Origin of the sequence: Rhizobium sp. NZLR11 (assembly GCF_019685115.1) — a bacterium.
Classification (GTDB): domain Bacteria; phylum Pseudomonadota; class Alphaproteobacteria; order Rhizobiales; family Rhizobiaceae; genus Rhizobium.
This window is the reverse complement of the sequence record NZ_JABDWD010000010.1, coordinates 101,709-127,385: the sequence shown is the minus strand read 5'-3', so window position 1 is coordinate 127,385 and position 25,677 is coordinate 101,709. Positions and strand designations below refer to the sequence as shown.

At 60.2% G+C, this 25,677-nt stretch carries 24 protein-coding genes and 3 pseudogenes; 17 read left to right on the top strand and 10 right to left on the bottom strand.

Annotation, left to right across the window (positions count from 1 at the left end):
* Nucleotides 1–75: 75 nt before the first annotated feature.
* Both HJB83_RS18805 and HJB83_RS18800 read right to left on the bottom strand, forming a co-directional pair.
* The gene (locus tag HJB83_RS18805; protein WP_003541378.1) at nucleotides 76–546 is read right to left on the bottom strand and encodes a chemotaxis protein CheW; all 471 of its coding nucleotides are present in this window, start codon (nucleotides 544–546) and stop codon (nucleotides 76–78) included.
* Nucleotides 547–548: 2 nt separating this feature from the next.
* A pseudogene (locus HJB83_RS18800) lies at nucleotides 549–1,038 on the bottom strand (methyl-accepting chemotaxis protein); the annotation flags it as partial.
* A 146-nt stretch (nucleotides 1,039–1,184) separates the two neighbouring features.
* Between HJB83_RS18800 and HJB83_RS18795 the strand changes: the two are divergent.
* Both HJB83_RS18795 and HJB83_RS18790 read left to right on the top strand, forming a co-directional pair.
* Nucleotides 1,185–1,787: an SCO family protein gene (locus HJB83_RS18795; RefSeq protein ID WP_207581112.1), complete on the top strand. Its 603-nt coding sequence runs from the start codon at nucleotides 1,185–1,187 to the stop codon at nucleotides 1,785–1,787.
* 68 nt (nucleotides 1,788–1,855) lie between these two features.
* Nucleotides 1,856–2,734, top strand: a complete 879-nt coding sequence (locus HJB83_RS18790) for a 50S ribosomal protein L11 methyltransferase (RefSeq protein WP_221115791.1) — start codon at nucleotides 1,856–1,858, stop codon at nucleotides 2,732–2,734.
* Between the two features lie 451 nt (nucleotides 2,735–3,185).
* Here the strand turns inward: HJB83_RS18790 and HJB83_RS18785 are convergent, their stop codons facing one another.
* Nucleotides 3,186–3,359, bottom strand: coding sequence for a hypothetical protein (locus HJB83_RS18785; protein WP_207581110.1), 174 nt, complete (start codon nucleotides 3,357–3,359; stop codon nucleotides 3,186–3,188).
* A gap of 278 nt (nucleotides 3,360–3,637) precedes the next feature.
* Here HJB83_RS18785 and HJB83_RS18780 point away from each other — a divergent pair, with 278 nt between their 5' ends.
* A complete protein-coding gene (locus tag HJB83_RS18780) occupies nucleotides 3,638–5,503 on the top strand; it encodes an aminopeptidase P family protein (protein ID WP_221132087.1) in 1,866 nt (621 codons plus the stop codon).
* Between the two features lie 106 nt (nucleotides 5,504–5,609).
* On the opposite strand, the gene HJB83_RS18775 is transcribed toward HJB83_RS18780, so the two are convergent.
* Together HJB83_RS18775 and HJB83_RS18770 are read right to left on the bottom strand one after the other, a co-directional pair.
* A complete protein-coding gene (locus tag HJB83_RS18775; protein ID WP_207581108.1) occupies nucleotides 5,610–5,918 on the bottom strand; it encodes an AzlD family protein in 309 nt (102 codons plus the stop codon).
* Nucleotides 5,919–5,921: 3 nt separating this feature from the next.
* Entirely contained in the window at nucleotides 5,922–6,650 is a 729-nt protein-coding gene (locus tag HJB83_RS18770; protein WP_207581107.1) for an AzlC family ABC transporter permease, read from the bottom strand.
* Between the two features lie 133 nt (nucleotides 6,651–6,783).
* On the opposite strand from HJB83_RS18770, the gene HJB83_RS18765 reads away from it, so the two are divergent.
* Nucleotides 6,784–7,047, top strand: coding sequence for a DUF2164 domain-containing protein (locus tag HJB83_RS18765; RefSeq protein ID WP_207581106.1), 264 nt, complete (start codon nucleotides 6,784–6,786; stop codon nucleotides 7,045–7,047).
* Between the two features lie 45 nt (nucleotides 7,048–7,092).
* Here HJB83_RS18765 and HJB83_RS18760 read toward each other — a convergent pair whose 3' ends face one another.
* From HJB83_RS18760 to HJB83_RS18750, 3 genes are all read right to left on the bottom strand, one after another.
* Nucleotides 7,093–7,758, bottom strand: coding sequence for a dihydrofolate reductase family protein (locus tag HJB83_RS18760; protein ID WP_207581105.1), 666 nt, complete (start codon nucleotides 7,756–7,758; stop codon nucleotides 7,093–7,095).
* 92 nt (nucleotides 7,759–7,850) lie between these two features.
* Nucleotides 7,851–8,486 (bottom strand): bifunctional nicotinamidase/pyrazinamidase, encoded by a 636-nt coding sequence (gene pncA, locus HJB83_RS18755; RefSeq protein ID WP_207581104.1) that lies wholly within the window; start codon nucleotides 8,484–8,486, stop codon nucleotides 7,851–7,853.
* Between the two features lie 240 nt (nucleotides 8,487–8,726).
* On the bottom strand, nucleotides 8,727–9,224 hold the full coding sequence (locus HJB83_RS18750) for an EF-hand domain-containing protein (RefSeq protein ID WP_207581103.1): 498 nt from the start codon (nucleotides 9,222–9,224) through the stop codon (nucleotides 8,727–8,729).
* A 363-nt stretch (nucleotides 9,225–9,587) separates the two neighbouring features.
* On the opposite strand from HJB83_RS18750, the gene HJB83_RS18745 reads away from it, so the two are divergent.
* Complete coding sequence (locus tag HJB83_RS18745) at nucleotides 9,588–9,935, top strand: hypothetical protein (RefSeq protein WP_207581102.1); 348 nt, start codon at nucleotides 9,588–9,590, stop codon at nucleotides 9,933–9,935.
* A 27-nt stretch (nucleotides 9,936–9,962) separates the two neighbouring features.
* Here the strand turns inward: HJB83_RS18745 and HJB83_RS18740 are convergent, their stop codons facing one another.
* Nucleotides 9,963–12,443: an ATP-dependent helicase gene (locus tag HJB83_RS18740; RefSeq protein WP_221132086.1), complete on the bottom strand. Its 2,481-nt coding sequence runs from the start codon at nucleotides 12,441–12,443 to the stop codon at nucleotides 9,963–9,965.
* Between the two features lie 263 nt (nucleotides 12,444–12,706).
* Between HJB83_RS18740 and HJB83_RS18735 the strand changes: the two genes are divergently transcribed.
* The 4 genes from HJB83_RS18735 to HJB83_RS18720 all read left to right on the top strand — a co-directional run bounded on the left by HJB83_RS18735 (nucleotide 12,707) and on the right by HJB83_RS18720 (nucleotide 18,364).
* Nucleotides 12,707–13,183, top strand: a complete 477-nt coding sequence (locus HJB83_RS18735; RefSeq protein WP_221132085.1) for a VOC family protein — start codon at nucleotides 12,707–12,709, stop codon at nucleotides 13,181–13,183.
* Between the two features lie 406 nt (nucleotides 13,184–13,589).
* The gene (locus HJB83_RS18730) at nucleotides 13,590–15,533 is read left to right on the top strand and encodes a PrkA family serine protein kinase (RefSeq protein WP_207581099.1); all 1,944 of its coding nucleotides are present in this window, start codon (nucleotides 13,590–13,592) and stop codon (nucleotides 15,531–15,533) included.
* A gap of 12 nt (nucleotides 15,534–15,545) precedes the next feature.
* Nucleotides 15,546–16,820, top strand: a complete 1,275-nt coding sequence (locus tag HJB83_RS18725; protein WP_221132084.1) for a YeaH/YhbH family protein — start codon at nucleotides 15,546–15,548, stop codon at nucleotides 16,818–16,820.
* Nucleotides 16,817–18,364, top strand: a complete 1,548-nt coding sequence (locus tag HJB83_RS18720; protein ID WP_221132083.1) for a SpoVR family protein — start codon at nucleotides 16,817–16,819, stop codon at nucleotides 18,362–18,364. The genes HJB83_RS18725 and HJB83_RS18720 overlap by 4 nt, the downstream gene beginning before the upstream one ends.
* Before the next feature lie 74 nt (nucleotides 18,365–18,438).
* On the opposite strand, the gene HJB83_RS18715 is transcribed toward HJB83_RS18720, so the two are convergent.
* Entirely contained in the window at nucleotides 18,439–18,918 is a 480-nt protein-coding gene (locus HJB83_RS18715; RefSeq protein ID WP_311044284.1) for a hypothetical protein, read from the bottom strand.
* Between the two features lie 132 nt (nucleotides 18,919–19,050).
* Between HJB83_RS18715 and HJB83_RS34185 the strand changes: the two are divergent.
* From HJB83_RS34185 to HJB83_RS18680, 8 genes and pseudogenes are all read left to right on the top strand, one after another.
* Nucleotides 19,051–19,200, top strand: a pseudogene (locus HJB83_RS34185) (transposase); the annotation flags it as partial.
* Between the two features lie 25 nt (nucleotides 19,201–19,225).
* On the top strand, nucleotides 19,226–19,435 hold the full coding sequence (locus HJB83_RS34180) for a hypothetical protein (protein WP_259671361.1): 210 nt from the start codon (nucleotides 19,226–19,228) through the stop codon (nucleotides 19,433–19,435).
* Nucleotides 19,432–19,745, top strand: a pseudogene (gene tnpB, locus HJB83_RS34740) (IS66 family insertion sequence element accessory protein TnpB). Before HJB83_RS34180 ends, tnpB begins: the two are co-directional and overlap by 4 nt.
* 201 nt (nucleotides 19,746–19,946) lie before the next feature.
* A complete protein-coding gene (locus HJB83_RS18700; RefSeq protein WP_221132082.1) occupies nucleotides 19,947–21,635 on the top strand; it encodes an arylsulfatase in 1,689 nt (562 codons plus the stop codon).
* 458 nt (nucleotides 21,636–22,093) lie between these two features.
* A complete protein-coding gene (locus HJB83_RS18695) occupies nucleotides 22,094–22,303 on the top strand; it encodes a hypothetical protein (RefSeq protein ID WP_221115784.1) in 210 nt (69 codons plus the stop codon).
* 69 nt (nucleotides 22,304–22,372) lie between these two features.
* Nucleotides 22,373–22,654, top strand: coding sequence for a hypothetical protein (locus tag HJB83_RS18690; protein ID WP_221132081.1), 282 nt, complete (start codon nucleotides 22,373–22,375; stop codon nucleotides 22,652–22,654).
* Between the two features lie 135 nt (nucleotides 22,655–22,789).
* The gene (locus HJB83_RS18685; protein WP_221115782.1) at nucleotides 22,790–24,493 is read left to right on the top strand and encodes a tetratricopeptide repeat protein; all 1,704 of its coding nucleotides are present in this window, start codon (nucleotides 22,790–22,792) and stop codon (nucleotides 24,491–24,493) included.
* 89 nt (nucleotides 24,494–24,582) lie between these two features.
* A complete protein-coding gene (locus HJB83_RS18680) occupies nucleotides 24,583–25,566 on the top strand; it encodes a transporter (protein WP_221115781.1) in 984 nt (327 codons plus the stop codon).
* The last annotated feature ends 111 nt before the right edge of the window (nucleotides 25,567–25,677 follow it).

Here is a 25,677-nt window from a genome sequence, read left to right as displayed (position 1 = left end):
GGCGGCGAGTCGGTCTTCTTCAAATATAAAAAGGCCCGGACGAGCCGGGCCTTCCAACGCCAGAATGGAAAAGTATCAAGCCGCCTGAGTCAGTTCGTCGGCGATAACCGTATCGAGATTCAGGAAGCAGACCATGGTCTTTTCGAGCGCGACGATGCCGCGGCAGAAGGCGCGCTGGGCTTCCGGGATGATTTCCGGCGGCGGCTGCAGGTCTTCGCTCTTAATGGTCATCATGTCGGAAACCTGTTCGACCAGCAGGCCGACCAGCTTGCCGGCGATGTCGGTGACGATGATCGCCGAGCGCTCGGAGGGCTCGGTCATCTTCATGCCGAGACGGCAGGCCATGTCGATGACGGGGATGACCGCACCGCGCAGGTTGATGAGGCCGAGCACGTAGGGCGGAGTGTGCGGCATCGGCGTCACCGGCGCCCAGCCGCGGATTTCGCGGATCGCCATGATGTCGATGCAGAATTCCTGGTCGCCCAGGTGGAACGAGACGATTTCGAGATAAGCGCCAGACTGCTTGATGGCGTTATTGTTGTTCATGATCAGAATTCTTCCCAGTTGTCCCCGGCGGGAGAAGCGATGGCTTTGGCGGTGGAGCCGTTGAATGCGCCCGCGACTATGCCGATCAGGCGGCGCGCGGGAGATGGTCTCGAATGCGAGGCGGCATTTGCTTCTCGCGGCGTTTGCCGGGCGCTCATGCCCTCGCCGGTCTTGAACTGCTTGATCAGTTGCGTTAGGGTTTCGGCGTCGATGGCGAGCGTGTGGCTTGCAGCCTTTGTCTCTTCCACCATGGCCGCGTTCTTCTGCGTGACCTGATCCATTGCCTGATCGACGTATTGATTTCGTTCAGTCAAACCGATTGTTCCCCCCCAGAGGTTACGATTGATTTAACATGTTCGCCGATGCACAAAACATCTTTGCTGGCGAACGTTGCCAATTCGCCGCCGATCTGCATCTTGTCGGCGAATTTCCCGATTAAGGTCTTGATATTCTTACGGCGCCCGCGGTGCGACCGTCGAGTTCGCGCGGTTCCACCGTCGCGGCCGATTTGAACACGTGAGGCAATTCATCACGGCTCGGAAAACGCATTGTTGAATTGCGCGCGTCCGGTCGAGACTATAATCACGCGGGGGCTAAGGGGCGGCGGTACATATCCGCCTGGATCGAGGATCATGCCAATGAAGTCATTTCGCATCGCCATCTGGGTCGGCGTCCTGATACTTGCCGGGGTTCTCGGCGGGTTAACGCTGTACCCCATGAAATCGAAGGATGTGGCGGTGGAGGCGCCCTTCGGCGTGCCCTTTACACTGGTTTCGCAAAGCGGACAGCCGATCACTGAGCAGGCGCTGCGCGGCAAGCCGACGGCGCTGTTCTTCGGCTTCACCCATTGCCCCGAAGTTTGCCCGACGACGCTTTTCGAGCTCAACGGCTGGATGGAGAAGGTTGACCCGAAGGGCGACAAGCTACAGGCCTATTTCGTGACCGTCGATCCGGAGCGTGACACGCCCGAGATCATGAACGGGTACGTTTCCAACGTCTCCAAGCGCATTACCGGCATATCAGGCGCGCCTGACAAGATTGCCGAAGTCATCAAGGGTTTCCGCGTCTACGCCAAGAAGGTGCCGATCGACGAAAAGGATCCGAACGGCGACTATACGATGGATCACACCGCCTCGGTCTTCCTGCTCGATTCGGCCGGGCGGTTTGCCGGAACGATCGCCTATGGCGAAAACCCGGACACGGCGGTAAAGAAGCTGGAGAATCTCGTCAGCAAGGGGTGATGGTTTCAGCGTGATGGGGCGTTGGCTCGACCGGTGGCGGGCAACGGAAACGGGAAAGACCGCCTATCGTGAGTGAAATCCGCCTTTACGTGACGACGACCGAAAGCAGGGCCGAAGAGATCCTGGACCTTCTGAGCGCGGTCTTCGGCGAAGAAGACTTTGCCATCGGCACCACCGAGATCGATGAAAAGAAGGACATCTGGGAAGCCTCGATCTATATGATGACCGAGGACGAGGCTGAAGTGCACTCCCGCGTCGAGGACGCATTGAAGGCTTCTTTCCCCGATGCCCGGTTGGAGCGGGAAGTCATCCCTGACGTCGACTGGGTGGTAAAGTCGCTGGAGGGGCTGAAGCCCGTCAGGGCAGGGCGCTTTCTGGTGCACGGCTCGCATGACCGCGACAAGATCCGCCCGGGCGACATCGCCATCGAGATCGATGCCGGCCAGGCCTTCGGCACTGGCCATCATGGCACGACGGCTGGTTGCCTCGAGGTGATCGATGCCGTGGTGCGTTCGCGCTCGGTCCGCAACGCGCTCGATCTCGGCACCGGCAGCGGCGTGCTGGCGATCGCGGTGCGCAAGCTCAGGAACATACCGGTGCTCGCGACCGACATCGATCCGATCGCGACGCGGGTGGCGGCCGAGAATGTACGCCGCAACGGCATCGCGTCTGGCATTGTTACCAGGACCGCGCCCGGTTTTCATTCGACGGCGTTTTCCGAGCATGGTCCTTTCGATCTCATCATCGCCAACATTCTCGCCCGGCCGCTGATCCGTATGGCGCCGAAGCTTGCGACACATCTGGCACCCGGCGGATCGGTCATTCTCTCCGGCATTCTAGCCACTCAGCGATGGAAGGTTATCGCCGCCTATAGCGGTGCAAGGCTTCGTCATGTCAGGACGATTTGGCGGAATGGCTGGGTGACGATCCACTTCGATCGGCCATGATTTTTGGCAATTGCAAGGTGAAGGGCTTGCCCTGGAACGGTGTCTTGCGTGAGGCGTCACGTCTCCTCTCCACCCTCACCAAGTCAGTCCATGCGGATAGGAGCAAGCACCTCGCCTCCCCCATTCCTGTGCTCGTCACAGGAATTCAGCCACCGCGCGTCTGCGCGGTGAATGACCTCATATCTTGAAAAGAGTCTTTCGCGCCCAAGGACTTGGGCGCACTGGATTCCTGTGATGGGCACAGGAATGAGGGAGGTCGGGGCTGGCGCGGCAGTCTATCGAAACCGCCGGGCACTTTCCCAAACCAACAAAAAAGGCGGTGCCGATGGCACCGCCTTGGACCGGTCTATCCGGCCAATGCCCGCGAGCTCAAGGGGAGGAGCGCTCGAGCGGGCTCTACTGCATTCCAATAGGCCGGTCCGGGAGGGAGGAGACGGACAGGCTTTCAGGCTTAGAACGCGTAGCTGGGAGCGCCGTTGTGGCGCGTGGCGCGCTGGCCGGCGCCGAGCAGCTTGAGGCTGTCGTCGTTCTGTGGCCGGCGGGCGCCGATGACGTGACGCACGGTCTGGCGTTCGCCAGCCTGCAACGGGCTGCTATATGCGAAGCGCGAGAGAGAGGCGGTCATTTCAAAAATTCCTTTGTTTCAGGTTCATCGCGAACCGTTCGATGGCGTCTATATAGCTATTCTGAAATGCGGAGGCAGAGGGTTTCGCTCATGGGAGCCATGCGGCAAATGCATAAAGCGTGCCAAATTAACTTTTCGCGTCACAGTTCTGTCAAAATGTTGGGCGGCACGACGGGTTTTGACTCGTTTCGTCGCTTTTTCTCCCCATCGATTGAAATTTCGCTAACATGGCCGGCATCCCATTCACCGGATTCGTCTCAATCATTCGGGTTTTCAGCATGTTCCAGTCCTTCGACGTCACCTCCACGCCGCAGTTCGGCAGGGATCGGGTATCGGCGCTGCGCGCTACTTTCGATTCGCTCGGTATCGACGGCTTCCTGGTGCCGCGTGCCGATGAGTTCAACGGCGAATATGTTCCCGCCGGTTCGGAGCGCCTCGCATGGCTGACGGGCTTCACCGGCTCGGCCGGCATTGCGCTCATCCTACGCACGCAGGCGATCGTTTTCGTCGACGGGCGTTATGTGACGCAACTTGCCGAACAGGTCGACGGGTCGGTCTTCTCGGGCGGCGATCTCGTCAACGAGCCGCCGCATCTCTGGCTGGCTGCAAACGGCGCCAAGGGCTTGCGGCTCGGAATCGATCCCTGGCTGCATGCGGGCGCCGAGGTGCGCCGTCTGGAAAGAGCGCTTTCAGAGGTCGGCGGCACGCTGGTCTTCCTGCCGCACAATCCGCTGGACAGGCTCTGGAGCGACCGGCCGGCCGAGCCGTTCGGCGCGGTCAGCATCCAGAATGTGGCGCAGGCCGGCTTGCTGGCGAGCGACAAGATTGTCACGATCGCCGCCGACCTTGCGAAGAAGAAGCTCGCGGCGGTGCTGATCGCCGATCCGTCCTCGGTCGCCTGGACCTTCAACATTCGCGGCGCCGACGTGCCGCACACGCCGCATCCTTTGGCCCGCGCCATCGTCCATTCCGATGGGCGGGCCGAACTCTTCCTCGACAAGCGCAAGACCGGCATCGAGCCCGAAGCCTATTTGGCACAGATCTGCGCGCAGATGCCACCCTCGGCGCTGGAGGAGAGACTCACTGTCGTTTCCACGGATGGCGGCCGCGTGCTGATCGACCCGGATATCGCCTCCTATGCGCTGGCGGAGATCATCCGCAAGGCAGGCGGCGAAGTGGTGGAGGGCGCCGATCCCGCCAAGCTGCCGCGCGCGGTGAAGAACGACGTCGAGATCAACGGCTCGGCCGCCGCGCATCTGCAGGATGGGGCAGCGATGGTGGAATTCCTCTATTGGCTGTCGCAGACGAAACCCGGGACGGTGAGCGAGATCGCTGCCGCCGAGCATCTCGAAGCGTCGCGTGCCCGCGTCGGGCAGAGCATGCAGAACCCGCTAAAGGACATTTCCTTCGACACGATTTCGGGTGCCGGCGAACATGCGGCGATCATGCATTACCGCGTGACGACCGAGACCAACCGGATGATCGAGGCCGGCGAACTCTTTCTGATCGATTCCGGCGCGCAATATATCAATGGCACGACCGATATCACCCGTACCGTCGGCATCGGCACTGTCTCGGAACAGCATCGCCGCTTCTTCACGCTGGTGCTGAAGGGAATGATCCAGATCAGCACGGCGCGTTTCCCAAAGGGCACGCGCGGCTGCGACCTCGATCCGCTCGCCCGCATCGCGCTGTGGCGGGCAGGCGCCGATTTCGCCCATGGCACGGGCCATGGCGTTGGCTCCTATCTCTCGGTGCATGAGGGGCCGCAGCGCATCTCCAGGCTTTCGACGCAGGAACTGCTGCCCGGCATGATCCTGTCGAACGAGCCGGGCTATTACCGGCCTGGCAGCTTCGGCATCCGCATCGAAAACCTGATCTATGTGCGCGCGGCCGAGGAGATCGACGGCGGCGATGCGGCGATGCTCGGCTTCGAGACGCTGACCTTCTGCCCGATCGACCGCAGCCTCGTCATTGCCGAGCTTCTGACCCATGACGAGTTACACTGGTTCAACGACTATCACCGCCGCACATGCGAGGCGCTGATGCCGCTCGTCCACGATCACGATGTCAGGGCTTGGCTCGAAAATGCGACGCTGCCGCTAGAACAGGATGATTTTAGGCCGGGTCGGCCTAAAATCTGAATCCTGTTCTACATTATCGAGTTGCAGCATGATGTCATGAGAAAACCGCTCAGACTTTTCGGCATCATGCTCTAGAATATTGAGATGCCGGCCTTCGGGCCGGTGCTCAGACGCCGATCGTGTGGCGCCACGCCATCACGACGATCCAGGCGGCGACCAGCATCCAGCTATGCGAGACGCGCAGGCCGACGAAGAGGGCGACGACCAGCGCCAGCTTCGAATCCCAGCCTCCGATGAAGAAGGCGGGGGCGACCAGCGTCGTCAGCACGGCGGCCGGCACGGCGTTCAGCGCCGCCTCCATGCGCGGCGGGATGTGCTTCATCCTGGTGATGAGGATATAACCGCCGATGCGTGTGGCGTAGGTGGCGACCGCGGCTGCCAAGATGACGAGCGCCATGTGAAGGTCGAATTCCATGGCTCAGACCTCGTGAATTTCGGATTGAAGGGCGTCGGCCTCGAGATCACCCGGTTGCGGCAGCGGTAATAGAGCGGCAAGCACGATGCCGGCGGCGGCGCCGAGGCTGACATGCCAGGGCGAACCGACATAGCGATAGGCAAGCACCGACGCGACCGCGCTGACGAGTGCCACGGGCAGGAAATTGTCGCGTTTGCGGAAACCGAGGACGATGCCGAGGAAATAGGCCGGCAGCAGGATATCGAGGCCGATCGCTTTGGGATCACCGATGAAGCCGCCGAGCAGGCCGCCGCCGACGCTGATCAGCACCCAGGGGATGTAGATGATGATGCCGAAGCCGAGATACCAGGCGAAGGTCACCGGCAGGCCGGCCTCGCCGCGTTTCACCGCTTCGGCAAACTGCGGATCGACGAGCAGGAAGAAGGTGAAGAACTTTTGGACCGGCGTGAAATCGCCGATATAGCGCGCCATCGCCGCCGAATAGAGCACGTGGCGAAAATTGACGGCAAGGATCGACAGCACGATCAGCCAAGCATGGACATTATGCCCGAAAAGTTCGATGCCGACCATCTGGCTGGCGCCGGCATAGACGGTGCCGCTCATAAGGGCGATCTCGGGAAGCGACATGCCGTTTTCGACCGCAAGCGCTCCGAACAGGGCGGCAAAGGGCGCCGACGCCAGCGCAACGGCGAAGCCGCCCCGCAAACCTTCAACAAAGTCGGCGCGAGTCATGCGATCTCATCCTGTTGGAATCCAAGGTTTCCCTTATGGTCTATGGTCTGCGTCGGCAATTGAATTTCATTGATTGACCAATCGATTTCGCTGAACCATCAAAGTCCTGATCGCATCCGGCAAAGAGGAAACCATGAAGAAAATCGAATTTTCGAAAGAGGCGAAGACGACGATCGTTTCCAGCATCCGCCGCTATTTCGAAACGGAACTCGACCAATCGATCGGTGTTCTGCCGGCAGAGTTCCTGCTCGACTTCTTCGCCGATGAGATCGGCGCTCATTATTACAATCAGGGCCTGCGCGACGCGCATGCGGCGCTTCTCAAGAAGATGGAGGACCTGGCGGAAGATATCTATCTGCTGGAGCGAGATGAGAAGAGCAAGGGCACGATCCCGTAAACGGCGCGCGGCGACGCGGCCCAAGATTTCAGAACGAAGAGGCGTTCAGCCCTCGCGCTTCATCCGCTCCCGGCGGGCGATTTCGGCTTCGGAGGGCTGCGCCAGCTCGAACGTTCCCGTCTTGATTGCGCCTCCACGCGCGTAGACGCTCATGATGACGCCGGTCGTCGAAACCGTGTTGGCGGTGAGCTTCAGCGCCTCCGGCTTGGCACCCTTGCCGAACAGGCGCTTGCCTGTGCCGAGGATCAGCGGGAAGGTCAGGAGCCGGAACTCGTCGATCAGGTCGTGCGTCAGCAAGGTTTGCAGCAGGCCACTGCTGCCCTGTGTCAGGAGGTCGGGGCCGTCCTGCTGCTTCAACCGGGCGATTTCGGCGGCGGCATCGCCGCGCAGCGCAACGGAATTTTCCCAGGTCAGCGGCTTTTGCGAGGTGGTCGCGACATATTTGGTCACGGCGTTGAAGACCTTGCCAATCGGATCGTCTTTCCCGACGAAGGGCCAGTGCGCGGCGAAGATCTCGTAAGTCTTGCGGCCGAGCAGCAGTTCGAAGGGATCGGTAAAGATCCCGCCCATGAACTGGCTCATCGGCTCGTCCCAATAATTGACGGTCCAGCCGCCTAGGGTGAAGCCGCTGGTCGGATCCTCCCGCGGCCCGCCAGGCGCCTGCATGACGCCATCCAAACTCACAAAGGCTGCGGCAACAACTTTTCTCATCACGCCGCTCTCGTCATCGGTGTATCTCCAGCAAGGACGATGCGGCAGGTGCCGATCCGACATACGATGCGGTCTTTTTTCGAGGCATCGAGCTACCTAACCAGCACCTCGGCGCTGTCGATGATGGCGATACCATGCGTCCGCATCTCGTCGATGGCGGCGGCGACGCCTTCGGGGGTGATGCCGCGGCTGGCGTCCTCGATGAAGCGGACGCGGACACCCGGCATCATCTCCAACGCGTCGAGCGCGGAGAATTTGACGCAGTAATCGGTCGCCAGCCCGCAGACGTCGAGGTCGGTGACACCCTGGTCCTCAAGGAAATCGGAAAGGCCGGTCGAGGCATCGCGGTCATTGTCGCGGAAGGCCGAATAGCTGTCGATGTCGGGATCCTCGCCCTTCTGCTGGATCAGGTCGATCTCTTCGGATTTGAGCGCGGGATGCAGTTCAGCATCGAGCGTCCCCTGGATGCAGTGGTCGGGCCACATCATCTGCGGCTTACCCGACAGTTCCCCCATCTCGAAAGCTGCGGCGTCCGGATGGGCGGAGGCGAAACTGCCGTGGCCCGGCGGGTGCCAATCCTGCGAGGCAACGATCAGATCGTATTTGCCGCTGTCGATCAGGCGGTTTGCGACGGCAACCACCTTGTCGCCATCCGGTACCGGCAGGTTGCCGCCCGGACAGAAGCCATTCTGAATGTCGACGAGCAGCAGCGCTTTTATCAAAGCCAATCCCTTCGCTTGTTCCAGTATCAGACGCCAAGCACATTGAACGCATCAACTAGTGGATTTCCAGACGCCGACGCGCAAGCGTTAATTCTCGTACTAGCGGTAGTAACCGGCTGTAAAAGAATGATCTAATACAATCAGTGAGAGAATTGCCGGCGACTCTCGTGTCGAAACGGAAGGGGAGACGTAAGACGCTTTTGCATCTGGCGGATCGAGGCTCCCCCGGCGGAGCCCCATGCCGAACTACGCCGCGGTCACGTCGTCGGCGGGATCACTTGCTGCGGCGGAAGCGCCGTAGGTATTGCGGTGGGCCTGGAGAGCCGTCTGCATGTCGCTCAACACTTTGGTGAGGAGCGGATCGCTATCGCCTGACGCATTGATTTTACTTGGATCGGCGGCGAGGAATTCGGACTCGGTCAACTTGCCGTCGCCATTGGTATCCATTGCGGCGAGGACGCCCTTGGAATCGTCGCTCTGATCGCCGCCGTCGCCCTGATTGTCGCTGTCGTCGGTTTTCTGCAAGGACAGCATCAGAGACAGGATGTCGGCGGTGATCTTCTTGGCGATATCAGTGCTGCTGTCGTCGCTATCGCCGTCAGTCGCGGTCGTGCCTGATGTCGAGGACTGTGATGCGGCGGCGAGCTCGTCTGGTGAAATGACGCCGTCGCCATTCTTGTCGAGACTGGAAAGCGGAGACTGGTACTGGGTTAATGTGCTGCCGAGAGATGAAACACTGGTCACTTGAACCTCCTTTAAAAAGTTCGTCGTGAAGCCCGCCTTTCATGGACGGGCAGCTTCCGAGCTAAGCTGATTTGCAGAAAGCGTCAAAGCGACGTTTTGACACGTTAACTTTTCGGTTACCAAATATATCCTATTGGAATTGTTGTATTTTTATCGACAGATGGGTTCTGTCGAATTGGGTTCCGCGTCGGCGATCACATGAGACCGCGCTGGCGGTGCTCGCGGAAAGGGCCTTGAGCGCTGCGCCGGCTCTCCGCCGCGACGGCATTTCGTCCGCCCTTCCGGACGCGCGATGCGAGGGCGATCTTGCTCCCGGGCGCGATTTCTGCCTTTCTTGCTCAGACGCAAGCCGGAAGCGAAACCATGTCCGAGCCAGAGCCGAACGAGAAGATCGATGCGACGTTCCGAAACGGATCGCTGACGGCGACCGGGATCATCCTCGGTTTCTCCCTTAATTTCATCAGCGTCTGGGTTTCCAATCCCAATGACTGGAGCCGCATCGATATCCTGCCGATGCTGTTCCTGACCATCGGCATAGCCATTCAGGTGAAGGTCTTCGCCGATTTGCTGGCGCGCAATTCCCTCATCGCCGTCAAATATGATCGGTCGCGCCGGCTCTTTCTAATCGGATTGGGAGTCGTCGCCGCGGGGATCGGCATCGCCCTCGTCAATGATATCCTGGGTCTTGGAAGGATGCGGATGCTCGGGTGAGCGTTTTCCCGCCATGCTGACGCGACGTCAGACGCGCTCGACGAACCCGTCCAACACCCGCTTCTGTCCAGCTCGGTCGAACTCGATCGTCAGCTTGTTGCCTTCGATGCCGGTGATGTTGCCGTTGCCGAATTTCAGATGGAATACGCGGTCGCCGAGCGTGAACTTCGACGGTTCCGACGAGGTGGATTTTGCCACCAGTTCGCCTTCGATCGTGCGCCCCTTCGGGCCGCTTTCGCCATAGCCGATACGTTCGACGGCGTGGCCGGAGCGGGAGCCCCAATTGTCGCGCGTGGCGTCGGTCTTGTTGGCCTGGGCGCGTTTCCAGCCGGGGGTGGAATAGGAATTGGCGAAGGGTTCTGATTTGTCGAAGCGGGACTGGCCGTAGCCGCCGCGGCCATACCCACCATAGCTCTGCTCCATTTCGGCGACCTCGACATGGGTTTCCGGCAGTTCGTCGAGGAAACGCGAGGGCAGGGTTGACTGCCAGAGGCCGTGGATGCGCCGGTTGGAGACGAACCAGATATGGCAGCGGTATTTGGCGCGGGTGATGCCGACATAGGCAAGGCGGCGTTCCTCCTCCAGGCCGGCGCGACCGCTTTCATCCAGCGCGCGCTGATGCGGGAAGAGGCCTTCCTCCCAGCCGGGGAGGAAGACGGTGTCGAATTCCAGCCCCTTGGCCGAGTGCAGCGTCATGATCGAGACGGCATCGAGATTCTCGTTGGTCTCGGCGTCCATGACCAGCGATACGTGCTCAAGGAAGCCGCGCATCGACTCGAAGCTATCCATCGAGCGGATGAGCTCCTTCAAGTTCTCGAGGCGGCCGGGGGCTTCGGCACTCTTGTCGTTCTTCCACATGTCGGTATAGCCGGACTCTTCGAGGATCTGCTCGGCAAGTTCGGTATGCGGTGTGTTTTCAAGCAGTTCCTGCCACCGGCGGAAAGATTGAATCACATCGAAGAGTGCCTTTCGCGCCTTCGGCTTCAGCTCATCCGTTTCGATGATGTCGGCGGCTGCCGCAAGCATCGGGATATCGCGGGCGCGGGCGTAGTCATGCAGCGCGCGCACCGTCGTATCGCCGAGGCCGCGCTTCGGCGTGTTGACGATGCGTTCGAAGGCCAGGTCGTCGGCGGGCTGGGCGACCATGCGGAAATACGCCATCGCATCGCGGATCTCCAGGCGCTCGTAGAAGCGTGGGCCGCCGATGACGCGGTAATTGAGGCCGAGGGTGACGAAGCGGTCTTCGAATTCGCGCATCTGGAAAGAGGCGCGCACGAGAATCGCCATATCGTTCAGCAGATGCTTGCCGCGCTGAAGCTGCTCGATTTCCTCGCCGATGGCGCGGGCTTCCTCTTCCGAATCCCAGGAGGCGTGGACCTGCACCTTGACGTCGTTTGGATCGGAGCGGTCGGTAAACAGCGTCTTGCCAAGCCGCCCTTCATTATGGGCGATCAAATGGGCAGCAGCCCCGAGAATATGTTCGGTCGAGCGGTAGTTGCGCTCGAGCTTGATGACCTTGGCGCCGGGGAAATCCTTTTCGAAGCGCAGGATATTGTCGACCTCGGCGCCGCGCCAGCCATAGATCGACTGATCGTCGTCGCCGACGCAGCAGACATTCTGCTTCTCGCCCTTGGAGCGCTGGGCGAGAAGCCTCAACCACATATACTGGGCGGTGTTGGTGTCCTGGTACTCGTCGACGAGGATATAGCGGAAGCGGCCGTGATATTCCTTCAAGAGATCCGGGTTCTTGCGGAAAATCGCGATCGGATGCATCAGCAGGTCGCCGAAATCGCAGGCGTTCAGCGTCGTCAGGCGTGCCTGATAGGCAAAATAGAGATCGCGGCCACGGCCATTGGCAAAGGCGCGGGCATCGCCCTCAGGGATATCGGCAGGGCCTAGACCCTTGTTCTTCCAGGTGTCGATCATGCCGGCGAACTGCTTGGCCGGCCACCGCTTGTCGTCGAGGCCTTCGGCCTGGATCAGCTGCTTGATCAGACGGACGACGTCGTCGGTATCGAGAATGGTGAAATCGGAGCGCAGGCCGACGAGCTCGCCGTGGCGGCGCAGAAGCTTGACGCCGATCGAGTGGAAGGTGCCGAGCCAGGGCATTCCCTCGACGGCGCCGCCGACGAGCAGTGCGATGCGCTCCTTCATCTCGCGGGCGGCCTTGTTGGTGAAGGTGACGGCGAGGATCTGCGACGGGAAGGCGCGGCCGGTATTGAGGATGTGGGCAATGCGGGTGGTCAACACGCGCGTCTTGCCGGTGCCGGCGCCTGCAAGCACGAGGACCGGGCCTTCCAGGGTTTCGACGGCTTCGGTCTGCTCGGGGTTCAGTCCGGTAAGATAATCCGGCCGGGCGCCGCCGTCGCGGGCCGCCATCGCGCGAGCGGCAATGCCGCCGCCGGGGGCGGGCGCTCTTGCTGCGGGCGCGGCAGGCGGCTGCGGCTTGCGCGCCATCTCGTCCGGCTCTTCGTCGAAGAAGGGAATATCGTCGAAACTATTGCTCATGGCGCGTAATGTAGTGATTCGGGAAGGAAAGACCAGAAAAGATGTTCTGCTTTCATTCCCGAGCCACCGCTAATCCAAGCGGGTTACTGCGGGCGGCAAGGCCGCCGGCCGGCGCGGCTGCGCTCGCCATGTCGGCTGGAATGGGGCGAAAATTTCTAATCGCAGTCTGTCGGAACCGGCGCCGGCCGGGCGTCCTTGGATCGGGCTTGGATCATCGGGCAGTAGTCTGGGGACATGCTCATCAACAACAAGGAGGCTGTTGCATGGCGAAGGTCGTTTCAAATCTTTGGTTCGCGGGGGAAGCCCGTGAAGCTGTCGAATTCTACGTGTCTGTTATTCCCGACTCCAGGATCGGCCGCACCACCATATTGCCGGCGGAGACGCCGAGCGGACCTCCCGGCAGCGTCGAGCTGATTGAGTTCACACTCGGCGATCAGGCCTTCCTGGCAATGAAGGCCGGCCCGCTCGATAGCTTCAACCATTCCTTCTCGATCGCGATTCTCCTGGAAGGCCAGGCCGAGATCGATCGGATATGGGAAGCATTCCTAGCCAATGGTGGCACGCCGGAGGCCTGCGGCTGGCTGAAGGACCGCTGGGGCCTGTCCTGGCAGATCGTGCCGCGCATGCTTGCCGAGATGATCGCTGACGACAACCGCGAGCGGGCCAGGCGCGTGACCGAGGTGATGCTCGGCATGGTCAAGATCGATGTCGCTGCGCTGGAGAAGGCATTCAACGGCTGAATTGCCGCGGCGGGGACGGTCGCGACGATTGGCTCACGGCCCGGATGCGCCCGTTTCCATCATGTCAGGAGCGGGTCGGCACGTGCTGGCCAGCATCGACTCTGCGCAGATTTGGCTGCCAATCGCCGATTTTTCCAGAGTTCGAATCACGGGCGACATTGCACACCCTTTTCATCTTTCTGTCACGTCGCGAAATGTGCTGATACCGCAGGGGTGCTTTTTTCAACTATAATGAGAAACAGTTTCGTAGAGTAAAAATAACCGGTGCATGCACGTTTTTGTGCGTTGCAAGAAACAGCCGGTGAGCGTCGAATATACCTACGAAATTATTGATTCTTAGGAACGTCGTAGCCATCTCGATGGTTATACGACTTTGAGCCTGCGGCATAACCTTAATGGAGGGCCCATGCTGAACGAATCCGTATTCGATGCGTTTACGCGCAGTTACGAAGCACGCCGCGAAACCGATATGTCGGTGGCCGAGTATCTCGATCTCTGCAAAAAGGACCCGATTGCCTATGCCAATGCGACGGAGCGCCTGCTCTCCGCGATAGGCGAGGCGCAAATGGTCGATACCGCCAAGGATACGCGGCTTGGCCGGATCTTCATGAACAGGACCATCCGGATCTATCCGGCCTTTACCGGTTTCCACGGCATGGAAGAGACGATCGAGCGCATCGTTTCCTTCTTCCGGCACGCGGCACAGGGGCTCGAGGAGCGCAAGCAGATTCTCTATCTGCTCGGCCCGGTCGGCGGCGGCAAGTCTTCCTTAGCGGAGCGGCTGAAGCAATTGATGGAGGTTCATCCAATCTATGTGCTGAAGGCGGGCGACGAGATCAGCCCCGTTTTCGAAAGTCCGCTCAACCTCTTCGATCCGGAGACGATGGGGTCGCTGCTCCAGGAGCAATACGGTATCCCGCTGCGGCGCCTGAACGGGCTGATGAGCCCGTGGTGCCTGAAGCGGCTCGACGATTTCGGCGGCGATATTTCCCGCTTCCGTGTCGTCAGAGTTCAGCCTTCGCGGTTGCGCCAGATCGCCATCGCCAAGACCGAGCCCGGAGACGAGAACAATCAGGATATCTCGTCGCTGGTCGGCAAGGTCGACATCCGCAAGCTGGAGACCTACTCGCAGAACGATCCCGATGCCTACAGCTATTCCGGCGGGCTCAACCGCGCCAATCAGGGTATCCTTGAATTCGTCGAGATGTTCAAGGCGCCGATCAAGATGCTGCATCCGCTGCTGACGGCGACCCAGGAGGGGAACTATATCGGTTCCGAGAATATCGGCGCCATACCCTTCTCAGGCGTCGTCCTTGCGCATTCGAACGAAGCCGAATGGCAGACCTTCAAGGCCAACAAGAACAACGAGGCCTTCATCGACCGCATCTGCGTGATCAAGGTGCCCTATTGCCTCAGGGTGATGGAGGAGCAGAAGATCTACGAGAAGCTGATCGAGGGATCGGAGCTGGCGGATACGCCATGTGCCCCGGCAACGCTCGAAATGCTGGCCCGTTTTTCCGTGCTCTCACGCCTGCGCAAGCACGAGAACTCGACGTTCTTCTCGAAGATGCGCACCTATGACGGCGAGAGCCTGAAAGAAACCGACCCGCGCGCCCGCAGCGTTCAGGAATACCGGGATGCTGCCGGCATCGATGAGGGCATGGACGGCATATCGACCCGCTTCGCCTTCAAGGTGCTTGCCTCGACCTTCAATCACGACACCACGGATATCGGCGCCGATCCTGTCCATCTGATGTATGTGCTGGAACAGTCGATCCGTCGCGAGCAGTTTTCCGACGATGTCGAGAAGCGCTATCTGGAATTCATCAAGGCCGATCTTGCGCCACGTTATGCAGAGTTCATTGGCAATGAGATTCAGAAGGCCTATCTTGAATCCTATGCGGACTACGGACAGAACCTGTTCGACCGCTACGTCGATTATGCCGATGCCTGGATCGAAGACGTCGACTTCAAGGATCCCGATACTGGCCAGCTTCTCGACCGCGAGCTCCTCAATCAGGAATTGACGAAGATCGAAAAGCCGGCAGGCATTGCCAATCCGAAGGATTTCCGCAACGAAATCGTCAAGTTCTCGTTGAGGTCGCGGGCATCCAATGGCGGAAAAAATCCGTCATGGACAAGCTACGAGAAGATCCGGGAAGTGATCGAGAAGCGTATGTTCTCGCAGGTCGAGGATCTTTTGCCGGTCATTTCCTTTGGATCGAAGAAGGACTCGGAAACAGAAAAGAAGCATAGCGAATTCGTCTCGCGCATGGCCGCGCGGGGTTACACGGAGAGGCAGGTTCGGCGCCTCGTCGAATGGTACATGCGCGTCAAACAGGCAAGTTAATGCGGAGCCAATATGCACATTGTCGACCGTCGGCTAAATCCGCGCGGTAAAAGTCTCGAAAATCGGCAACGGTTTCTTCGGCGCATGAAAGGTGCCGTGCAGCAGGCGGTAAAGCGTTCTCTGCAAAACCGAAACATTCGCGATGTGCTCGACGGTGGTGAGATCAGCCTGCCGATCGACGGAATGGCCGAACCGAGCCTTCGGAGGGGCGACGGCGGCACCGCCGATCACATCCTGCCGGGAAACAGAGCCTTCGTAGAAGGCGACATCATTCCGCGGCCGCCGAGCGCGAGGGGCGGAAAACCAAAAGATGCGGGCGAAGGCGATGGGGAGGACGGTTTCCGCTTCGTGCTCACCCGGGAGGAATTCCTTGATGTATTTCTCGATGACCTGGAACTTCCAGACCTTGCCAAACGGCGTCTAGCCGAAACGGAAGAGGAGACTCCGGTGCGGGCCGGCTATTCCGTATCCGGATCGCCGTCCAACATCGCCGTCGGCCGCACAACGAGACTTGCAATGATGCGCCGCGTCGCGCTTCACCGTCCGCGTCGCGAAGAGATTGAAGCCCTGCAGCGGCAGATCGAGGAGTGCGAGGACGACGAGAGCCGCCTGGCGCTTGAGTCAAAACTCAAATCCCTAACGGAAAAAAGCCGGCGCATTCCCTATATCGATCCGCTCGACGTACGATATCGCCGTTTCGAGAACGAGCCGAAGCCTGTGGCCAAAGCCGTGATGTTCTGCCTTATGGACGTCTCCGGCTCCATGTCGGAACACATGAAGGATCTTGCCAAGCGGTTTTACCTGCTGCTCTATCTTTTCCTGTCGAAGCGCTACAAGAAAGTGGAGATCGTCTTCATCCGCCATACCGACAAGGCCGAGGAAGTCGACGAGGAAACCTTCTTCTACGGTCCGGCGACCGGCGGCACGCTGGTATCCAGCGCGCTTGTTGCCATGCGTCGGATCATTGCTGCGCGTTTCGATCCGGCAGAGTGGAATATCTACGGCGCCCAGGCCTCGGACGGCGACAACGCCCATTCGGACGGAAATTTGAGCGGACAGCTGCTGCGCGAGATTTTGCCGCTATGCCAGTACTTCGCCTATATCGAGGTGGGCGAAGAAGGCGGCGACTCTTCCGTATCCCGTTCACCGCTTTGGATGCTCTATGACGGGATCCGTTCCGAGCTGCTGCCGCTTTCGATGCGCAAGGTCTGCCGGCGCGGCGAGATATTCCCTGTTTTCCACGATCTCTTCCAGAAGCGGGATGCACAGTCGAGGGTGACGCCATGACCATGACGATGAGGCCAAGGGAGCGGCTGTTGTTCGAGGGGGCGGACTGGGACTTTTCAACGCTCCAGCGTATCCACGACGCCTGCGAGGAGATCGCGCTCGGCGAACTCGGCCTCGACGTCTATCCGAACCAGATCGAAGTCATTACCTCTGAACAGATGCTCGATGCCTATTCCTCGACCGGCATGCCGCTCTTTTATCGCCATTGGTCCTTCGGCAAGCACTTCGCGCATCACGAAGCCTTCTACCGCCGCGGCATGCGCGACCTCGCCTACGAGATCGTCATCAACAGTTCTCCCTGCATTTCCTACCTGATGGAGGAGAACACGGCGACGATGCAGACGCTCGTCACCGCGCACGCGGCGTTTGGCCACAACCACTTCTTCAAGAACAACTATCTCTTCAAGCTCTGGACCGATGCGGAGGGCATCCTCGATTACCTCGACTTCGCCAAGGGTTATATCACCCGCTGCGAAGAACGTTATGGCGAGACGGCGGTCGAGCGGACGCTGGATGCGGCGCATGCGCTGATGTCGCACGGGGTGCATCGATATGCGGGCAAGACCACCATTGACCTTCGCCAGGAGGAGAAGCGGCAGCAGGAGCGTCGCGCCCACGAAGAGCAGATGTTCAACGATCTCTGGCGAACGGTGCCCGTCGGCAAGGCCAAGAAGGCGAGCGACGGCGGTTTGGAAAAGCGACGCGCCGCGCTTGGCCTTCCGCAGGACAACATCCTCTATTTTCTCGAGAAAACCGCGCCGCGGCTGCAGCCATGGCAGCGGGAAATCCTTCGCATCGTCCGGCATGTCGCACAATATTTCCATCCGCAGCGGCAAACCAAGGTGATGAACGAGGGAACCGCCACCTTCGTCCATTACAAGATCATGAACCGGCTTCACGAGCGGGGGCAGATCAGCGACGGCAACTTCCTCGAATTCTTGAAGTCGCATTCCAATGTCGTGTTCCAGCCAAGCTACGACGACCGGCGGTTCTCGGGCTTCAACCCCTATGCGCTCGGTTTTGCGATGATGCAGGATATCGAGAGGATCGTCACGAAGCCGACGGAAGAAGACCGCGCATGGTTCCCCGATATATCAGGGCGAGGGGATGCAATGGCAATCCTGCGCGACATCTGGGCCAACTACCGGGACGAGAGTTTCATCAGCCAATTCCTGAGCCCGAACCTGATCCGCCAGTTGCGGCTGTTCCATCTCTACGATGATCCGGAACAGACCGAAGGGGTTCTGGTTTCGGCGATTCACAATGAGCGCGGATACTTGCGCATCCGCCGCCAGCTCTCCCGCGAATACGATATTGGCTGGACCGACCCGGCAATCGATATCGTCGATGTCGACCTCGCCGGTGACCGCCGCCTGTTGCTGCAGCATATTATGATGAATGGCAGCTATCTTCAGGAAGCCGACACGAGGCTCGTCCTGCAACATCTCGCCGATCTCTGGGGCTACGACGTGTTGCTTCAGGAAATCGATGGCTCGAGCACCGTGGCCAGAGAACACACGGCGAGCCCGCGCAAGATCGTGTAATGATCGGGTGACGTTTTCCCGGAGGCGCTGGACTGTATGTCGTCCTTTTTCCACGCTGATCGCTGCGATCCGGATCATTCCGACGGCTTCCGGATCGGGAACTGTAAGTTCAGGCCCGCGAAAATCTGCCACCGCGGCGCGCCATCGCCGTCATGCCAGACGGTATATTGAGGTTCGATGAAGGCATTCATGGTGGCGCCCTTGTCAAGCACGAAGACCTTGCCGATGCCGAAACCGACCGGGATGTAACTGTCGCCGCTTTCGAAGTTGAAGTTCCACGTCGCCGCGGACCGAAGATACCACCGCCCGAAAGGTTGATGTTGACGATGGGTTCGAAGGTGAGGAGGCTCACGTACTCGCTCTCTCCCGCAAAGGACGTCTGGTAGGCGGCGAGGCCGCCGAGCAGTCCCCACTCTGGGGGCGACGGCGACGCCGGCTGCACCCACCTGCAACATGCCGCCGCCGAGGAAATCGTCCGTCGCCGTCGGCAGGACGATGAGCGGGCCGACGCCGAATGTGAGCTCGCCTTTCTTAGGCAGGATGAAAATGCACATCAGCGTCAGGTCGCCGAGACCCGTCACTTAGCCGGACGGCACGTTGGGCGTAACCGATGTTCTACTACCACGTTGTTCTCGCGACCCTAATATGTGATCGCCTTTCCATGGACTAGCAACGGGAGTTTCTCCATGGAGACTACATTGGAGGTTCTCACGACCAGGAAGTCTGGGCGTGAGGTTCACCGACACTGGCCGGACGAGGTCAAGGCGCAGATCGTTTCGGAGAGCCTCCGGCCCGGTGTGGCGGTCAATGAAGTCGCGGAGCGCTATGGATTGAGGGCGAACGCTTTCGACTTGGCGCACGATGGCGCGGCAAGGCAAACTGGTACTACCCGCACCCGAGGATGCAGTGGAGTTTGCAGCGGTGATCATCGATCCGCCCGCTTCGGAGCCGCCGATCAAAAAGGCCAGTCGCCCGGAGATCATCATCGGTTCCGTCACTATCCGCCTGGAAGAAGGCGCGTCTGCGGCCCGGATTGCCGCTGTTGCGCGTGCCTGCGCCGTTCCGGCATGATCTTTCCCCCGAACCGCGTCCGGATCATGGTAGCGACCAAGCCGGTCGACTTCCGCAGGGGCCACGATGGCTTGGCTGCACTGGTCAAGAATGAGCTGCACAAGGACCCGTTCACCGGCACCATTTTTGTATTCCGTTCGCGTTGAAGCTGATCTACTGGGATGGCAGCGGTCTGGTGATGGCATACAAGCGGCTGGAGGAACACACCTTCACCTGGCCGGGCATCAAGGATGGCCTGATGACCTTGGGCCATGCTCTGTTTGCTGATCATGACGCAGGAGTTGAGAATTGGGCGATCATTGCGACGTAACGGGTGCTCAAAGCAACTGCCGATCAGGATGTCCCTCCGGAATGTGCCCGAAGCTAACCTGACCGACATCAATTTACGCCCAAATTAACCGTAACGTACTTCCATCGGCACGAGATCATCTGTTGGATCATCCGGTCTTCACACGCGTCAGTCGTGAGATCGACAAAGGCATTTTAACGCCTGTTCCAACGGAGAAATTTCATGGCAGATGATCTGAAGGATGTCTCTTTGCACGAAGATCGCGCTGGCCTGACGCGGCGCGACGTTCTTGTTGCGACGACGGCTCTCACAGCAGCAACTCTATCGCTGGTTTCAGCGAAAAGCGCGAGCGCGCAGCAATCGGCACAACCGGGAGGGGCTGGCAAGAAGCCGAACATCCTCATGATCATGGGAGACGATATCGGTTGGTTCAACATCAGCGCCTACAACATGGGGGTGATGGGCTATCGGACTCCCAATATTGACAGGATCGGTAGAGAGGGAGCGACGTTCACGGATTGGTATGGCCAGCAGAGCTGCACGGCTGGTCGCGCCGCCTTTATCACTGGTCAGTCGCCGATCCGTACCGGCCTGACCAAAGTGGGAAGTCCCGGCGCAAAACTCGGGCTTGGACCCGATGATCCATCGGTCGCGAACGTCTTGAAGTCGCTTGGCTACGCCACCGGCCAGTTCGGCAAGAACCACCTCGGTGATCGCAACGAACATCTGCCGACGGCGCACGGGTTCGACGAGTTCTTTGGGAATCTCTATCACCTCAACGCCGAGGAGGAGCCCGAAAATCCGGACTACCCGAAGGACCCAAGCTTTCGTGCACGGTTTGGACCACGAGGCGTTCTGAGAACCAAATCGAGTGATACCGACGACCCGACTGTTGACCCTGCATTCGGCAGGGTCGGCAAGCAGGTAATCGAGAACACCGGTCCGCTCGACGTCAAGCGCATGGAGACTATCGACGAAGAGTTCCTATCCGCCGCCAAGGATTTCATCAATCGCAAACACCAGAGCGGATCACCATGGTTCTGCTATTTCAACACCACCCGCATGCACATCTTCACCCATCTGAAAAAGGAATCTCAGGGCAAGACGGGTCTGGGTGTCTATCCGGACGGCATGGTCGAAACTGACGGCCACGTTGGTCAACTCCTGCAGTTACTCGACGACCTCGGCGTCACGGAGGAAACGATCGTCGTTTATACGACGGACAACGGAGCCGAAGTTTTTACCTGGCCTGATGGTGGGGCGACGCCGTTCAAGGGCGAGAAGGCCACCAACTGGGAAGGTGCGTTCCGCGTTCCCTGCCTTATCCGCTGGCCCGGCGTAATCAAGCCCGGCACGATCATCAACGACATCTGCGCGCATGAGGACTTCATCCCAACCTTCGCTGCAGCGGCCGGAGATAACGACATCGTGGGGAAGTTGCTGAAAGGCTATGCACTCGGCGGACGGGACTTCAAGGTCCATCTCGACGGCCGCAACCTCATGCCTTTTCTTAAAGGCGAGGTGGCTGCATCACCGCGCGAGGGCTTTCCCTACTGGAGCGACGACGGCGATCTGATGGCAATCCGCGTCGGCAATTGGAAAATTGCGTTCCTTGAGCAGAACGTCGCAATCAATACAGAAACACCGTTGGGTGTCTGGCAGGGTCAATTCACCAAGCTGCGCGTTCCCATGCTGTACAATCTGCGTTCCGATCCGTTCGAACGAGCCACCACAAGTATCTACTATGGAGACTGGCAGGCACGCCGTGCTTTCGCGTTCGTGCCAGCGCAGGTCATCGTCGGACAATGGTTGGAAAGCTTCAAGGAGTTCCCACCGCGCGCCAAAGCGGCAAGCTTCACTGTCAGTGACGCGATGGAACAGATCACAACAGCAGCGCCTGGCCAGAACTGAGGCGGAGAGCAGATTGAGGAAACTTATCTTCGCCAGTTATTGGCTGCGGCCACCGATGTCCGCAGTGTCACTCTTTGGCCGGCGGTGGTGCTCGAGTGCGGCGAGAGGTGTTTTCAAATATCCGTGCCGTCTTCGCGATAGTTGCCGCGTCTATCACGGTTGCAATCGTCGGCATCGACAACAGGAATTCAGTCAAGGTGGGAGCGGCGCGCTGCTTACCGTTGGGCGCGGCTGCGACGGGAAGAGTGAATCTGATGAGTTGAGGCCGGCCCCACATGTCAGGGGGGATCAGGCCGCGCAACAGCAATTGGTTCGCCTCAGGGTATCCAGGCGTGCCGATGAAGCTCGGAATGTAATAATCCTGGAAGTTGATCGTGACCTTGGGCGTCAGCGGATTGTTGGCCTCGTTGACCTCTTAATGCTCCTGGCCGGAGGCGCCACCTGCGAGCAGGGATCCAATGGCAGCAACAAGTGATGCAAACTTCTTCATGCTGGCGGCTCCGGCAGCGCTGTCCGAGAAGCTCAGCACGACTTCGATCAACGAGGGAGTACGTTACAGTAAATTCAGACGTTACATCGCCGATCGCCTGCTACCGGCGGCGGATCGGGACGGCGCAGATGTGTGCAACCGCACCGAATCTGGAAAGCGGCGTCCGGTTTTACCGTAACGTACTTCCCATGAGTTCAAGTTCCGCCTCTAATCGACAGACGGGTCGAATGGAGAGCGGCATGAGCCGATGAGCACCAGGCCGGGAGATGGCAAGCCGATACCGATCGAACAACAGGGGCTTTGGCGGCTCATGTTGAAGCTCCCTTCGTTGCGCGGACAGCTCCAGATCCTCGGCCGCAAGTCGAATTCGCTCGGAAGTCTCTTCGAGGCCTACCACGATGCGGCGACGACGCTCGACCGACTGCTGAAGGACGAGTTCCGCAGCGACCCGGCTATGGTGCGCGAATACGAGGCGATCTGTTCCGAGATCGAGGCCGACGTGATCAGGTATTGTCTCGATCATCCGTAGCGTGTCGAAACAGGGCGCCGGTCGCCCAACGCTAAACATCCTTGGTTTAATAAGAATATTCTGTTGCAACTACAGGGCATCCGGACGATAAATGCTTCCGGAATACTTTAGCTTGGACCAACGCGAGGGGCGGTCATGAGTGCTGAAGTAAGGGATGCAGACACGGTCAAGGTTACGACAGCGGATGCCGAGGCGGAACTCGGAAGGCTGATCGCCGACGTCAGGTTCCACGCCACGGAGCGTCAGAAGGCGATCCTCATCTATCTTGCCGAAAAACAGATCGCCGGCTGCGACGACAGCACCAAAGCCTACGCTATCGCCATAGACGTCCTGGGCAGGCCAAGCGGCTTTGATCCATCCACCGATCCCATCGTGCGCATCGAGATGAGTCGGCTGCGCTCGGCGGTCTCCAACTACTACGAGGCCTTCGGCGTCGAAGGCGATGTGGTCATCGGCCTCCCAAAGGGACGGTACGTCGCCGACTTCAACCGCGTATTCCTCCCCGCCGAGGTGGGCGACCTGGAACGTGGGGAGGAGATCGCTGCAGAAGAGCCCGAGCTGACGTCGGGCTCGTCACCGGCCCATGGTTTCCGGATGTCTGCGCGCGCGGCTCTTTTTGCGATAGCCGGCGCGATCGTCGCGGCCGGTGCCGGAGCGACCCTCTACGGCCGGCAGCCCGTGTTCACACAACAGCCTGTCGTCGCCATCTCCATTCAGGCGGCCGACGACGACCTGAGGGGGGAGGCGAGCCAGACGCGCGACTTGCTCCTCACTGCCCTGACGCGCTTCCAGACACTGACCGTTTCCGCTTCGGCTCCGCCGCCGCCATCTTCAAGGCTCGGCGTTTACCGTGTGGAGATGAAGTACTACTCGGACGGCGACGAACGAATGGTATGGTGGCAGGTCCTTGACGGCCGGGCGCAGGACGTCCTGCGGTCGGGGATCGAACGGGTGGAGGCGGATGGAAGAACGCCGGTCGCGGCGAGGGCCGAACTGGTCGCGATCCTGGCGAGGCGGTTCGCCGCCACGCGTGGTGTGATCAACAATATCGAGCTCCATGAGACGTCCTCAGCGTCGCTCGGCAATGCCTGCGTGCTGCGGGCGGAATATCTCGTCGACGAGGGGGGGAGCGGCGACATGGCGCAGATGGCGGACTGCCTCGGCCGCACCATCGCCGCCGACCCGCTGGACACCGACGCCATGGCGACATTGTCGCGTCTGCTGCTTGCTCCGGCAGGCGCCGCAACCGATCCCGCGATCATGCGGCGAGCGATCGCGCTGGCGAACCGTGCCGTGTCTCTCGCCCCACTGTCCGACCGGGCGCAGATGGCGCTCATGGCCGCGCACTTTTTTTCGGGAAGGACGGAGGCGGCGATCGGTGCAGGCAACCGCGCGCTCGCGCTCAATCCCAACAACCCGGAGGTCAGCGCCAAGCTCGCACTGGTACTCTACTTCTCGGGCTTCTGGGAGGCCGGCAGTTCGCTTGCCCAGGACGCGGGGAGATCGGTCGATTCCATGCCCCGCGATGCGCAGTTGGTGCTGGCGCTCGACGCCTACCGGAGCAACGACTGGTCGGAGGCGTCGCTGCTCGCCGAGCAGATCAACTTCGGAGACGATCTCGTCCGGGCGATCAGGGCCGCCTCCCTCGGCGAGCTTGGATCAGACCAGGCGAAGGGGAGGCTTGCCGATCTGAGGGCCTCCAGCCCCGGCTTCGAGAGCGATCTTTTCAGGAAGCTGGAGGCGCGGGGGGTGAAGCCGTCGATCACGGCGTCGCTGGAAGCCGGGCTGACGAAGGCGGGCGCTTCGTTCACCAGCCGCGGCGTTGCCGTGGCGGATTAAACGCAAGTTACGGCCGATTACCGTAACGTACTTGTCCTCGAAGCGGTCTTTGCGAAGCTGCGCCGGACAGGAGTCATCTGGAGAGCGACATGCAACGATATTCGAAGGCGACGACGGTTCTTTTGGCGGGGGCGGCCGTCGCTCTTCCATCGGCGGTCTTCGCCGCAGAGGGCGGAGCGGGCTTCTACCTGCTCGGATCGAAGGGTCCGGCTGCGGCGATCACGCCGCCTCCAGGCGTCTATTTCCAGAGCGACTTCTACTACTATTCCGGTGACCTCGGCGGCGGCACGGCCCTGCCGACGGGCGGACGCCTCGCCGTCGGCGTCGAAGGACAGGCGGCCATCGAAATCCCGACGGTCATCTGGATCCTTCCCGAGGATATCGCGGGAGGCCATCTGGGCCTCAGCGCCACGCTTCCGCTTGGCTGGAAGAACGCCGACGCCGACGTCACGCTTGCCGGTCCACGGGGCGGAAGCGCTACCGGTTCCGTCTCCGACGATGTCTTCACGATTGGAGATCCACTGGTCAGTGCTTTCCTGGGATGGGAGCAGGGAAACTTCCACTGGCAGGTCGGCACCATGATCAACATCCCGATCGGCGACTACCAGGACGGCGAGATTTCCAATATTGCCTTCCACCACTGGGGCGCCGATGTGTTTGCCGCGGCGACCTGGCTCGACCCGACTACGGGATTCGATCTCTCGGGTGTCATCGGCATGACCTTCAACGCCGAGAACCCGGCCACCGACTACCGGACAGGCAACGAGTTCCATTTCGAATGGGCGGCCGTCCAGCACTTCAGTCCCGAGTTCGACGCCGGTCTTGTCGGCTATTACTACGATCAGGTGACGGGAGACTCCGGCGACGGCGCGCCGGGACCGTTCAAGGGCAGGGTGGCTGCCATCGGCGCGACGATTGGATGGACCTTCAAGGCAGGCGAGGTGCCCGTCTCGACCCGACTGAAGTATTTCCACGAATTCGCCGCGGAGAATCGGGCAGAGGGCGACGCCGTCTTCCTGACGATCGCCGTCCCCTTGTCGATCACCAAGCCGACGACCATCGCCGCGCAATAGAGGCGGCGATGTCGGCCGCTCGTGGGAACGCCAACGTATAACCCCGAAAATCGGAATCGATTTGAGGACGAAATTATGCAGCAATTCAAAGTGCTACAGCGTCCTTTGCGC